Source organism: Nocardioides korecus, from assembly GCF_054778395.1.
Genome location: NZ_BAAGZO010000001.1, coordinates 123,699 through 136,310 on the forward strand (window position 1 = coordinate 123,699; position 12,612 = coordinate 136,310).

General features: G+C 74.5%; 12 protein-coding genes. 3 read left to right on the plus strand and 9 right to left on the minus strand.

Annotation, left to right across the window (positions count from 1 at the left end; translation table 11 throughout):
* Positions 1 to 68 precede the first annotated feature (68 nt).
* On the plus strand, positions 69 to 1,319 hold the full coding sequence (locus ACYVDA_RS00590; protein WP_460813731.1) for an HNH endonuclease signature motif containing protein: 1,251 nt from the start codon (positions 69 to 71) through the stop codon (positions 1,317 to 1,319).
* Positions 1,320 to 1,333: 14 nt separating this feature from the next.
* Here the strand turns inward: ACYVDA_RS00590 and ACYVDA_RS00595 are convergent, their stop codons facing one another.
* From ACYVDA_RS00595 to ACYVDA_RS00605, 3 genes are read right to left on the minus strand one after another with little or no spacing between them, the layout of a single operon-like run.
* Positions 1,334 to 2,395 (minus strand): aldose epimerase family protein, encoded by a 1,062-nt coding sequence (locus ACYVDA_RS00595; RefSeq protein ID WP_460813733.1) that lies wholly within the window; start codon positions 2,393 to 2,395, stop codon positions 1,334 to 1,336.
* A 33-nt stretch (positions 2,396 to 2,428) separates the two neighbouring features.
* A complete protein-coding gene (locus tag ACYVDA_RS00600) occupies positions 2,429 to 3,034 on the minus strand; it encodes a cysteine dioxygenase (RefSeq protein ID WP_460813736.1) in 606 nt (201 codons plus the stop codon).
* Positions 3,006 to 3,998, minus strand: coding sequence for an amidohydrolase family protein (locus tag ACYVDA_RS00605; RefSeq protein WP_460813740.1), 993 nt, complete (start codon positions 3,996 to 3,998; stop codon positions 3,006 to 3,008). The genes ACYVDA_RS00600 and ACYVDA_RS00605 overlap by 29 nt, the downstream gene beginning before the upstream one ends.
* Before the next feature lie 182 nt (positions 3,999 to 4,180).
* Between ACYVDA_RS00605 and ACYVDA_RS00610 the strand changes: the two genes are divergently transcribed.
* Positions 4,181 to 5,248 carry an NADH:flavin oxidoreductase/NADH oxidase gene (locus tag ACYVDA_RS00610; protein ID WP_460813744.1) on the plus strand — a complete coding sequence of 356 codons (1,068 nt, stop codon included), beginning with the start codon at positions 4,181 to 4,183 and terminating at the stop codon, positions 5,246 to 5,248.
* A 37-nt stretch (positions 5,249 to 5,285) separates the two neighbouring features.
* Here the strand turns inward: ACYVDA_RS00610 and ACYVDA_RS00615 are convergent, their stop codons facing one another.
* Entirely contained in the window at positions 5,286 to 5,774 is a 489-nt protein-coding gene (locus ACYVDA_RS00615; RefSeq protein ID WP_460813748.1) for a DUF427 domain-containing protein, read from the minus strand.
* Positions 5,775 to 5,858: 84 nt separating this feature from the next.
* Positions 5,859 to 6,320: a response regulator gene (locus ACYVDA_RS00620; RefSeq protein WP_460813751.1), complete on the minus strand. Its 462-nt coding sequence runs from the start codon at positions 6,318 to 6,320 to the stop codon at positions 5,859 to 5,861.
* A 140-nt stretch (positions 6,321 to 6,460) separates the two neighbouring features.
* On the opposite strand from ACYVDA_RS00620, the gene ACYVDA_RS00625 reads away from it, so the two are divergent.
* Positions 6,461 to 7,129 carry a response regulator gene (locus ACYVDA_RS00625; protein WP_460813755.1) on the plus strand — a complete coding sequence of 223 codons (669 nt, stop codon included), beginning with the start codon at positions 6,461 to 6,463 and terminating at the stop codon, positions 7,127 to 7,129.
* A 145-nt stretch (positions 7,130 to 7,274) separates the two neighbouring features.
* On the opposite strand, the gene ACYVDA_RS00630 is transcribed toward ACYVDA_RS00625, so the two are convergent.
* The 4 genes from ACYVDA_RS00630 to ACYVDA_RS00645 form a co-directional block, all read right to left on the minus strand.
* A complete protein-coding gene (locus ACYVDA_RS00630; RefSeq protein ID WP_460813759.1) occupies positions 7,275 to 8,306 on the minus strand; it encodes a hemolysin family protein in 1,032 nt (343 codons plus the stop codon).
* Entirely contained in the window at positions 8,299 to 9,657 is a 1,359-nt protein-coding gene (locus tag ACYVDA_RS00635; RefSeq protein ID WP_460813762.1) for a hemolysin family protein, read from the minus strand. Before ACYVDA_RS00635 ends, ACYVDA_RS00630 begins: the two co-directional genes overlap by 8 nt.
* Before the next feature lie 137 nt (positions 9,658 to 9,794).
* Positions 9,795 to 11,159, minus strand: a complete 1,365-nt coding sequence (locus tag ACYVDA_RS00640; RefSeq protein WP_460813766.1) for a glycoside hydrolase family 3 N-terminal domain-containing protein — start codon at positions 11,157 to 11,159, stop codon at positions 9,795 to 9,797.
* On the minus strand, positions 11,153 to 12,514 hold the full coding sequence (locus tag ACYVDA_RS00645) for a trypsin-like peptidase domain-containing protein (protein WP_460813769.1): 1,362 nt from the start codon (positions 12,512 to 12,514) through the stop codon (positions 11,153 to 11,155). Before ACYVDA_RS00645 ends, ACYVDA_RS00640 begins: the two co-directional genes overlap by 7 nt.
* Between the last annotated feature and the right edge of the window lie 98 nt (positions 12,515 to 12,612).

Genomic DNA, 12,612 nt, shown 5'->3' on the forward strand with positions numbered 1-12,612 from the left:
CTCTCCCCCTCACCGCTGGGCGGGCCTTCAGTCTTGTATTCGAACACATGTTTGTCTACACTCGATCCATGCCCACCGCCCGAGCCGTGACCGGCTCCGACCCCGTGCTCGGGGAGCTGGCGCGGCTGGACGCCTGTCTCGACCGGCTGCTGGCCGCGGCGGGCGCCGCGCCCGACCCGACTGCGGCCCTGCGCGGCGTGGAGCGTGCGCAGCGGCGGCTCGCCGCCGTGCGGATGAGGGTGCTGGGAGCAGCAGAGGCCCAGGAGACAGCCCACTCCCACGGACTGCCGACCACCGCCGCGTGGGCCGCCCGCACCTCACGGACGTCGCCGGGCGACGCCGCCCGGGAGACCCGGCTCGCGGTCGAGCTGGGTGCCTCTCCCTCAGGACCCACGAGCCGAGCCCTCGACGCGGGAGAGGTGTCCGCCGCCCACGCGGCGGTCATCACCGCGGCACTCTCCGCGCTGCCTGGCTCGCTCACCGCCGACGACCGCGCCGCGTGCGAACGACGACTGGTCGCCGACGCGGGCCGCTACTCCCCCGACCAGCTCCGGCGTCACGCCCGTCGGGTGCTGGCCGAGGTCGAGCCCGACGACGCCGTCGTCGACGCGGTGGAGGACGCCCAGCTGGTGGCCGAGGAGGACCGGGCGCACGCCGCCTGCCGCCTGACCTTCCACGACAACGGCGACGGCACCGTGACCGGCCGCTTCACGCTGCCCCACCTGCAGGCGGCGATGCTCCGGAAGGCGGTCGAGGCGCTGGCCGCCCCGCGTCGCACCCGCGGCACCGAGCACACCTCGCCCGAGCACGCCCGCGGCGTCGCGTTCGCCACGCTGCTCGAGCACCTGCCGACCGACCACCTCACCGGCACCACCAGCGCCCAGGTCGTCGTCACGATGGACGTCGCACTGCTGCGCGGTGCTCTGCGGTCAGCAGACCTCGACACCGACCAGCCGATCTCGGCGGGCCAGGCCCGACGCCTCGCCTGCAACGCCCACCTGCTGCCCGCGGTGTGGGGCCGGACCCTCGGTGGCGCCTCCCGCGTGCTCGACCTGGGCCGTTCCTCGCGACTCTTCAACGACGCCCAACGCACCGCCGTCGCGACCACCCATCGCCACTGCGCGGCGGACGGCTGCGACCGGCCCACGTCCTGGTGCGAGCTGCACCACCGCACGGCCTGGTCGGTCGGAGGTCGCACCGACCTCGCCGACGCCGCCCCGCTCTGCCACTGGCACCACCGACGGATCCACGACCACCGGTTCCGCCACGTGTGGCGACCCGACGGGTCGGTGGAGCTCACGCGGGCGGGGTCGACGTGAACGGGCGGCCCGGATCAGACCGACGGCGGCGGCAGACCGTCCGCCAAGGAGCCGAAGCGCCACTCGATCGCCGCGGCGTACGCCGTGCCCGGGCGCAGGACCGCGGCCTCGGCCAGCCCGGGGCGGTGGGGGCTGTCGGGCGGCAGCTGCGGCTCCAGGGCGATGCCGTCGCCCTGGCGGTAGGAGCGCCCCTGCGTCGAGGGGACGGTGCCGTCGAGCCCGTTGCCGGTGTAGACCTGGAGGGCCGGCTGGTCGCTCCACAGCTCCATCCGGGTGTCGGCCGCGGCGGCCGCGAGGGTGGCCACCCGGCGCCAGCCCGACCCGGTCAGCACCAGGTCGTGGTCGAGGCCGGCGGCCGCGAGGACCTGGGGGTGCCGGTCGCGGACGAGGTCGCCCAGGCGCCGCGGCTCGCGCAGGTCGAAGGGGGTGCCGTCGACCGGCACCGGCTCCCCCAGCGGGATGCCGGTCGCATCGACGGGCTCCCAGCGGTCGGCCTCGACCTGGAGGGTGTGGTCGTCGACGGTGCCGGACCCCTCGCCGGCGAGGTTCCAGTAGGCGTGGCTGGTCAGGTTGACGACGGTCAGCGCGTCGGTGGTCGCCTCCAGGTCCAGGCGGGCGGACGCGGCGCCGACGGTGAAGCGGGCGCGGACGGTGAGGGCACCCGGGAACCCCTGGTCGCCGTCCGGGCTCAGCAGCCCCAGCACCAGGGTGTCGGCGGTGTGCTCCTCCACGGTCCACGTCCGCTGGTCGAAGCCGTCCGGCCCCCCGTGCAGCGCGTTGCCGCGGTCGTTGGTGCCGACGGTCACCGGCTGTCCGTCGAGGTGGAAGCGGCCCCCACGGATCCGGTTGGCGTAGCGGCCGATGGTGCCGCCCAGGAAGTGGGTGGAGCCCCGGTGGTCGAGCGGGTCGGGGTGCCCGAGCACCACGTTGCGCCGCACGCCGTCCCCGCCGGTGACGTGCAGGGCGTGCACCGTGGCGCCCAGGTCGAGGACCTCGAGCACGACGCCGGGGGCCTGACCGATCGTGAACGTCTCGACGTGGGACGCACCGGTGGACGGGGCGGGGGAGGCACTCATGCCGCTGACGCTAGTGGCTCCCCCGCCCGGACCTCAGTCGAGCGGCCGCAGCTCGTCGGCGTACGACAGCGAGACGCGGCGCAGGACGCCGGCGTCGTTGACGGCGTACTGCCCCATCCGCCACAGCGGCGGGCTGTAGGCGTGCACGCTGATCGAGCCGTGCACGGCGCCGTTGAGGCGGTGGATGTGGTCGGGGCCGAAGGAGAACACCCGACCGGCGCCGACGCGGGTCTCGCGCGCGCCGTGCTCGATGGTCAGGTTGTTCTCGACCAGCTCGCCGCTGACCACCGCGACCGCGCCCGAGGACACGTCGTGGTCGTGCCAGCCGGTGTCGTTCTCCGGGGTCCAGCACAGCAGCCAGACGTCGACGTGGGCGTCGCGGTGCAGCGAGGCGTAGACGCGCTCCTCGCCGTCGAAGGCGACGTGGTGGGCCCACGCCCGGGCTGCTGGGCGATGCTCGCGGCCAGCTCCTCCAGCTCGCGCTGGTCGAGGTCGCGGTCGGGGAGCCGGCGCAGGAGGTGCCCCACGCTGGTCGCCCCGGGGTACGCCGACAGCTCGGCGGCCCGCTCGGCCGGCACCGCGGCGTCCGCCGCGGCGGCCCGGTCCCGGATCAGCTCGCGACCGCCCACGACGAGTCACCCCCCTGCGCGGCCGGGGTCGGGGCCAGCAGCCGGGTCGGGTTGGTGACCCACACCGCCCGGGTCGCCGCGTCGCCGAGCAGCTCGCGCAACGGCTCGGCGTACGGCCGGTCGCTGCCGAGCACCAGGACGTCCACCCCCAGCGACCGCACGACGGCCTCGAGGGCGCGCGGACCGGTGCCCGAGGTGTCGACGAAGACGTCGGGGTCGACGGCGGAGCGCTCACCGCCCCGCATGGTGTGGCGCTCGGCCTGGAGGGGGGCGAGGCCCGCGGCGGCCACGAAGACCAGCCGCAGCTTCGGGAACAGCGCCCGACCGCCCACGGCCTGCCAGCCCCACCAGGCGCTCTGCAGCTGCGCGGTGTAGCCGACGACCGGCGCCCACCACGCGGGCAGGGGGCCGGCCAGGACCCGCCCGGGCTCGGGGCCGGGGTGGATCATCACGGGCTTGCCGGCCCGCTCGGCGGCCAGCAGCAGGGCGGCTCGCCGCTCCCACGCGAAGGGCGTGAGCAGGTCGGTGGCCGGCAGCTGGAGCCCGACGAACCGGTCCTGGGCGAGCAGGTGGTCCAGCGAGCGCACCTGGTCGACGGCGTCGCTCTCGGAGGCCACCGAGGCCCAGGCGCCGAAGTGGTCCGGGAGGGCCTCGACGCCGCGGTGCCAGGCGTCGATCAGGGGCTGGGCCTCGGGTCGCGGCAGCAGCTCGATCCCCAGCGGGGCGGAGAGGCTGAGGCAGGCGCGCGACACCTCCGCGTCGTGGTCGGCCGCGATCCTGGTCGCGACGTCGTGGTGCCCCGGGTCCACGTCGTACGCCGGCTCGCCGGCCGTGTGGAGCGTCCAGCCGCGCAGGTACGGCGCCTTGGTGCGGGCCCGCAGCCGGTCGAGCAGCTCCTCGGGCCACAGGTGCTGGTGGACGTCGACGGCTCCCGTCGTGGGACCCGCCGAGCTGCTGGTGTGGGTGTCGTTCATCTGACTCTGCCTCCTCTCAAGGATAGTAAGTGCACTGAGTTTGTACTGTTTAGCACAACACCGCTCCCCGGGGCCACCGTCTCAGCGGCGTGGCTCACACCCGGGACCGACGGGGAACACCCTCAGTGTGCACCGGGTTGGGCCCTGCGTCAGACCACTCGACCCTGGAGGAGAACACCGACGTGCCCGAGCTCTTCGACCCCGTCACCCTGCGTGGCCTCACCGTCCGCAACCGCGTCTGGCTCTCGCCGATGTGCCAGTACTCCGCCGTCGACGGCGTGCCGGGCGACTGGCACATGGTCAACCTGGGGGCTCGCGCCTCCGGCGGGTTCGGGCTGCTGGTGACCGAGGCCGCCGCCGTGGTGCCCGAGGGTCGGATCACCCCCGAGGACGCCGGGCTGTGGAACGACGAGCAGCGGCACGCCTGGGCGCGGATCGTGGACTTCGTGCACTCCCAGGGCGCGGCCATCGCCGTGCAGCTGGCGCACGCGGGCCGCAAGGCCTCGACGTACCGCCCCTGGGCCGAGACCCAGGGCAGCGTCGCGCTCGAGGACGGCGGCTGGACCACGCAGGCCCCCAGCGCCGTCGCCTTCGAGGGGTACGCCGACCCCGCGGCCATGTCGGTCGAGGAGATCGCGGACGTCACGACGGCCTTCGCCGACTCCACGCGCCGGGCGCTGGCCGCCGGCTTCGACAGCGTCGAGATCCACGCCGCCCACGGCTACCTGCTGCACGAGTTCCTCTCGCCGCTGAGCAACCGCCGCGAGGACCGGTACGGCGGCTCGTTCGAGAACCGCGCGCGCTTCCTGCTCGAGACCGTCGACGCCGTGCGCGCCGCGCTCCCCGACGACGTGCCGCTGCTGGTCCGCATCTCCGGCACCGACTGGATCGACGGCGGCTGGGACCTCGAGCAGAGCACTCGTCTGGGTGCCCGGCTGGGCGAGCACGGCGTCGACCTGGTCGACGTCTCCTCGGGCGGCAACGCGCAGGCCTCGATCCCGGTCGGTCCGGGCTACCAGGTGCCGCTCGCGGCCGGGGTCCGCACGGCCGGCGTCCCCACCGGCGCCGTCGGCATGATCAGCGAGCCCGTGCAGGCCCAGAAGGTCCTGGCCAACGGCGAGGCCGACGTTGTCCTGCTGGCGCGGGCCGCCCTGCGCGACCCGTCCTGGCCGCTGCGCGCCGCCCACGAGCTGGGCGTCGACGTCGAGGACCTCTGGCCGCCGCAGCACGCCCGGGGCCACTGGCACTGAGCCGGGCGCCCCGGCCCTCACCTCACCGGCCCAACCCCTACCAACCGAGCGTGCCCGGCCCGCCCTTGAAGGGTCCGACGACGTCGGCGGTGATCCAACCCTCGTAGAAGCCGCCGTCCTGGGGCAGCGCGCGCTCCCCGTCGACCGAGCACTCGAGTCGCGAGGGCGAGAACGCGAGGTAGCCGGCCAGGTCGACGAACCCGGGGGTCGGGTCGTCGTAGGACCAGGCGACGGCGGTCATGCCGAGCACGTCGTGGTAGGTCGCGGGACCCTTCCACTCGCACCACGTCGAGCTGGTTGGCGACGGGGACAGGACTCCCTCGCTGACGTCCTCGGGGTGGATGTACCAGGTCGGCGGGTGGGAGGTCTCGAGCACCCGGAAGGCGCGCCGGGTGTCGGCGACGAGCGTCCCCGCACGGCGTACGACGACGTGCCGGTCGGAGGCCACCAGCGCCGGGGGTCGGGGGTAGTCCCACACCGACTCCTGTCCAGGACCGGGCTCCACCCGTCGCACCTCACGTCTCATGGGCGAAGTCTCCCGCACGACACCTGACACGAGCCCGTCGCGACCCCGCCACGAACCCCGCCACGCACCCCGCCACGCACCCCGTCACGGACCGTCGGGCGAGGAGTCGGGAGCGTCACCCGTCGCAGGACTCCACAGGTGGGCCATGAAGCGGTCGGCCCCCGGGGCCGCGACCACCACCTCGCCCCGGGCGACCCGGACGAGGAGGTCCGGGAGGTCGACGCCGACGTTGCCCTTGGCCAGGTAGCCGCTCGCACCGCTGCGCAGCATCGACAGCACGTGGCCGCTGCCGGCCTGCGCCGACAGGGCGACGGTGCGGGTCGCGCCCGCCGTGACGCGCCGGATGCCGTCGGCGGCGGTGGGCCCGCCGCCCGGCATCCGCACGTCGAGGACGACCAGGTCGGGCCGGACCTCCCCGGCGACGGCGACGGCGGACTCGGCGTCGTCGGCGGTGCCGACGAGGTCGAACCGACCGTCGTCGAGGAGGATGTCGACGAGGACGTCACGGAACGCGACGTCGTCGTCGGCCACCACCACCCGGATCACTGCACGCTCCCCACCACGTCCCTGGAGGGCATCATGCCTGGTCGCGGCGAAGTCCATATGGCACTGCCGCACCACTGCGTCTAGTACCTTGACGCCATCCCGAGCCGCCAGGGCCCGGACACCATCCGGGGGGCGAGGTCATGGGCACACCGGAGCAGACCCCGTCGTCGCAGGTCACGCGAGTCCTGGTCGTCGACGACCACGAGATCCTGGCCGCGAGCCTGCGCAGCGTCCTGGACGCCGAGCCCGACCTGCAGTGCGTCGGCACCGCCGGCAGCCTGGAGCGCGCTCGCGTGCTGCTGCCCCGCACGGCGCCGGACGTGCTGCTGCTCGACCACCGGCTCCCCGACGGTGACGGGGTGGGCGCCATCGCCGAGCTGCGGGCCCTGCGCCCCAGCGTCCAGGTCGTGGTCCTGACCGCCAGCACCGCCGACAGCGTCCTGGTCAGCGCCATCGAGGCCGGCGCGGCCGGATTCATCTCCAAGACCGGCAGCCTGGAGGAGCTGACCTCCGCGGTCCGCTCGGCCGCCGCCGGGGAGTCGGTGATCTCCCCCGACCTCCTGGTCCGGCTGCTGCCCCGCCTGCGTCGCCAGGGCCGTTCCACCCACACCGAGCTGACCCAGCGCGAGGGCGAGGTGCTCGCGCTCCTGGCCGAGGGGTTGAGCAACGCGGCGATCGCGCAGCGGCTGGTCGTCAGCGTCTACACGGTGCGCAACCACGTCGCGAACATCTCCAGCAAGCTGGGCGCCCACTCCAAGCTGGAGGTCCTCTCCATCGCCGTCCGGGACGGGCTGCTGCCGGACCAGTGAGGGCGGCTGGTGCATCGGCACCAGGCAGATCGACACCCGCGTGCCATGTGCGCGCTCCTGCGCCCGGGCAGACTCGAGTCGTCGGGCCTGATGGATGTTCCTCGTCCCCCAACACGAACTCCGTCAGGCTCGACCTCCACTCCTCTCAGGCCGCGTCCTCCACCGTGCCGACGAGCACCTCGATGACGTCCTCGAGGAACAGCACCCCGACCGGCTCGCCCGCGTCGTCGACGCTGAGCGCCACGTGGGCCCCGGCCTCGCGCAGCCGCACGAGTGCGTCCTCGAGGTCGGTCGAGGCCGGCACGCTCGGGAGCCGGCGCACGCGCTTGGCGGGGACGGGTCGCTCGAACTCGGTGACGTCGAGGTCCATCACGTCCTTGAGGTGCAGGTAGCCCGAGGGCCGGCCCGCCTCGTCGGTCACGACGTAGCGCGAGTGGCCGTGGTCCTCGACCGCGGCCCGCACGTCGGCCGGGGTGAGTCCGGCCCGCAGCACCACGAGGTCGGCCAGGGGGACCTGGACGTCGCTGACGGTCTGGTCGGTGAACTCGAAGGCCCCGGCCAGGGTCCCGGACTCGTCGCTGAGCGTGCCCTCGCGCCGCGACTGCTCCACGATCCCCTCGACCTGCTCGAGGGTGAAGGTGCTGGCCGCCTCGTCCTGGGGGTGTACGCCGCACAGGCGCAGCACCCCGTTGGCCAGCCAGTTCAGGCTGCCGATGACCGGGCCCAGGACTCGCGAGACCAGCACCAGCGGCGGCGCGAGCAGCAGCGCGGCCCGGTCGGGGACCGAGAAGGCGAGGTTCTTGGGCACCATCTCGCCCAGCACCACGTGCAGGAAGGTGACCAGCAGCAGCGCGACCACGAACGACACGATCCCGATGGCGTCCGCCGACATCGGGGTGAGCCCGAACGGCACCTCGAGCAGGTGGTGGATGGCCGGCTCGGAGACGGTCAGGATCAGCAGCGAGCAGATCGTGATGCCGAGCTGGGAGGTGGCCAGCATCAGCGTCGCGTGCTCCATCGCCCACAGGGTCGTGCGGGCCGCGCGGCTGCCCTCGGCGGCGCGCGGCTCGACCTGGCTGCGGCGCGCGGAGACGACGGCGAACTCGGCACCGACGAAGAAGGCGTTGCCGGCGAGCAGCACCACCAGCCACGCGATGCCGGGCAGGGACTCACCCACGGGAGACCTCCTGGACCGGGGCCGACTCGTCGGTGGCGTCGGTGCTGCCGGGGCGCACCTCGTCGGGGGTGTAGCGCAGGCGGGAGATCCGGGCCCCGTCGACGCGCTCGACGCGGAGCCGACCGGACGCGGCACGCACCTCGTCGCCCACCACGGGCAGCCGTTCGAGGACGTCGACGACGAAGCCGGCGACGGTGTCCCAGTCCTCCCCCTCGGGCACGACGACACCGGCGCGGTCGGCCAGCTCGTCGGGGCGCCAGGAGGCGTCGAAGACGATCGAGCGCCCCCGGCGGGTCAGGGCCGGGCGCACGTGGTCGTGCTCGTCCTCGACCTCGCCGACCAGCTCCTCCACGAGGTCCTCGAGGGTGACCAGGCCGGCGGTGCCGCCGTGCTCGTCGGTGACGACGGCGACCTGGAGGCCGTGCGAGCGCAGCTCGGTGAGCAGGGCCGAGGCGCTCATGGTCGCGGGGACCCGGGTCGGCTCGAACATCAGGTCTGCGGCCGTGACCTCGTCGCGCCGCGGCAGCGGCACCGCGAAGGCGCGCTTGACGTGGACGAAGCCGACGACGTCGTCGGGGCCCTCGCCGAGCACCGGCATCCGGGAGAAGCCCGACCGGGCGGAGGCCTCGACGACCTCGCCGGCCGTGGTCCCGACGCCGACCGAGGCCATCCGCATCCGGTGGGTCATCAGGTCCGAGGCGTCGAAGGCGGAGAACCGCAGGGTGCGGTCGAGCAGCGTCGCCTCGTCGGCCTCGAGCAGGCCGGCGGTGGCCGAGTGCCGGATCAGCGAGCTCAGCTCCTCGGCGCTCCGAGCCCCGCTGAGCTCCTCCTGCGGCTCGATCCCCATCATCCGGATCAGCTTGTTGGCGGTGTTGTTCAGCAGCAGCACGACCGGCTTGAACACGGTCGTGAAGCCGACCTGGAAGGGCACCACCACCCGGGCGGTGGCCAGCGGCAGCGCGAGCGCGAAGTTCTTCGGCACCAGCTCGCCCACGACCATCGAGAACAGGGTCGCGAGCACGACGCCCACGATCCCGCCCACCACCGGGACAGCGCCGGGCGGCAGGCCGAGACCCTCCAGCGGGGAGCCGAGCAGCGAGCTGACCGCCGGCTCGAAGGTGTAGCCGGTCAGCAGCGTGGTCACGGTGATGCCCAGCTGGGCGCTGGACAGGTGCGTGGAGGTGATCCGCAGGGCGCCGATGGTGCGCCCCAGGCCCTGCTCACCGCCGTCGCGGCGCTTCTCCAGGTCGTGGCGGTCGAGGTTGACCAGCGCGAACTCGGAGGCCACGAAGAGCCCGGTGCCGATGGTGAGGACCAGCCCGATCCCCAGCATCACCCACTCGTGCGTCACGACGTCCCCCTGGCCGCTCCCGGGCTCGCGAGCTCTGGGTCAGGGGGGCGAGGACTTCGAGGGCGGTCATCCATGCGCCCGAGTGTACGAAGCGGTCCTAGTGCCCGGAGCGACCCGTGGGACGACGCCGGACCTGCTCAGCCGCAGGACGGGAGCCTGCTCCCCCGGCCCGCCAGCGTCTTGGCCGCGAGCACGTGCCGCACCGCGGCCTGCACCCGACGGCGTACCTGCGGCTGGGTCTGCACCGCCCGCAGCACCGCCGCGTAGGAGCTCGGGAGGTCCGGGGGCTCGAGCAGCAGGTCGCTGCCGGCCGCCAGCGCGTCGAGGGCGACCCGGCCCGGCGACCCGTGCTGGCGCGCGGGAGCCATCCAGAGCGCGTCGGTGACGACCAGGCCCCGGAAGCCGAGACCGTCCCGCAGCAGCTGCCGGGTCAGCACCGGGGAGAACGTCGCGGCGCGCCCGGTGGGGTCGATCGCGGGGAGGGCGAGGTGCCCGACCATGACGGCGTCCGCGACCCCCGCGACGGCCTGGAACGGGACCCGGTCCAACCGGGTCCAGGTCGACCTGGACTCGTGGACGACCGCGAGCTCGGCGTGGCTGTCGGTGGCGGTGCTGCCGTGGCCGGGCCAGTGCTTCACGGTCGCGAGCACCCCCGCCGTCTGCAGACCGACCACGGCCGCGCGGACGTCGGCGGCGTCGCGCACCGGGTCGGGACCGAAGCTGCGGTCGCCGATGACGCCCGCGGAGGTGGTCACCACGTCGGCGTCGGGGGCGAGGTCCTGGTTCACCCCCAGCGCCAGCAGCTGGCGACCCAGCGAGGCGTAGCGGCAGGTCAGCGCGGCGGGCGTCGACCCGGCCAGGGCCAGCTGCGCGGGCTGCGCCGCGACGCCGCTGGTGATCCGCTGCACCCGGCCGCCCTCCTGGTCGGTGGCGACCAGGAGCTGCGGGTCGCCGGCCTGCGCCGCGGCCCGTTGCAGCCCGGACGTCAGCGCCCTGATCTGGGCCGCGCTGCCGACGTTGCCGGTGGGCAGGGTCGGGCGCGCCGGGTCGAGATCGTTGGCCCCGGTGAGGACGATCCCGCCCGGGTGCCAGCGCCGGACCACCGCCGCCCCGGTCGGAGCGCCGTACAACGCCAGGTTGGCGGCCCGCTGGGACGTCGTGGCCGACTCGGCACCGGCGCCGTAGACGTAGGTCGTGAAGAGCTGCCCGACCAGCTGCGCGTCGCTCAGGCCCGCCGGGTTCGCCGGACCGGGAGCCGTCGGGGCCGGGCTCGCCGGGGTGGTCCCGAGCGCCGTCGGGGAGGGCGTGCGCGACCCCGAGGCCCCGGTCGCGGCGCCCGACGGGGACGCGGACGGGGACGGTGGCGGTGACGGGGAGCCGGCCGCGCTGCGCGGGGCCAGCGGCGCCGAGCACGCCGTGACCAGGGACGCGGTCACCAGGGAAGCGGCCACCAGCACCGCGGCGGGCAGCATCGTGCGCCGGGGGCGGGCGCTCCTCAGCATGCAGCCGGGCTTCCCGGCGCGGACCGGGCCCGGTCCACCCGCCACCCCTCGCCCTCGTCGACCATCGTGTAGGTCATGGTCCAGGCGCTGCAGCCCTGGTGGTGGGCGCCCATCGAGGGGTCCTGGACGCTGGTGAACCGCACGGAGACCTCCTTGGCGCCGTCCGCGGCGTCCCTGGCGGAATCCATGTCGAAGGAGACGATGAAGCTCGTCGCGTTGCCGTCGGCGAAGCTCTGGAAGGGGATCTTGCCCTGCTCCCGGGAGCTCAGCAGCGCGTACGCCGCCTCGTAGTCGCCGGAGTTGATGGCCTGGCCGTACTCCGTGAACACTTCGGCGATCCCCGGCCCGTCGGGGTCGTCGGTGTGGTCGTTCACGTGCAGGTCCACGTCCTCCGGCGCGGTCGGGAGCTCGCAGTGACCGCCGGTGTCGATGCTCTGGGGGGAGGCCCGCCAGCCGTCGAAGGCGGCGCGGGCGGTGCTGGTGGGGATCGCGAACCCGATGCCCGCGGCCTCGGCGTTCTTGGCGTCCACGAGACCGACGACCGTCCCGGAGGTGTCCAGCAGCGGGCCTCCGGAGTTGCCCGGGTTGATGCCGGTGTCGGTCTGGATCAGGCCGCGCAGGGGCCCGTTGCCCACGTCGATGGTGCGGTCCAGGCCGCTCACCGAGCCCTTGGTCAGCGACTCGGGCCCGCCGAGGGGGTAGCCGATGGCGCCGACGTCGGTGCCCACCTCGGGCTGGGCCGGGTCCAGGGTGAACACGTGCCCGGTCATCGGGGTCTGCAGCCGCACCAGGGCCAGGTCGGCCTGGCGGTCCATGCCGACCACGGTGCCCGTGGTGATCGTCGACCCCTGCCGCAGGGCGATGCTCACGCTGCCCTCGACGACGTGGGCCACGGTGGCGACCAGGTTCGGGGCGACCAGGAAGCCGCTGCCCACCCCGCCGCCGTCGCAGGCCGTGGTCTCGACGCGGATCACCCCGTCGGACATCTGCTCGTACATCTTCGCGAACGTCGTCGCCGACGGGCTCGCGGTCGGGCTGGGCGTGGGGCTGGGCGTCGTCGTCGTGGGGATGGCGGTGGGGCTGCTCGTCGGCGTGGGCGTCGGGACGGCGGACGTGCTGGGCGCGGCCGAGGGCGGCGGCGCCGTGGTCGGACCTCGGCCACCGCGCAGGGCCAGGGCGGCGCCTCCCCCGACGATCAGCAGGACCAGGACCAGCAGCACGGCCGGCAGCACCCACCGCGTGGAGCGGCCGGCCGGCGGCGCCCCGCCCGGCTGCGCGGCACCCGCGGGGGCTCCGCACCCCTGGCAGAACGCGGCCCCGTCCGCGAGGAAGGATCCGCAACGGTGGCAGTACACGATGTTTCCCCAGACCGGAGCAGGCGAGCGCCCGCCTCCTGTAGACGACCGAGAGCCGTCCGGCCCCCCTGCCCGGGGAGTCAGGAGCCGCGACGTCC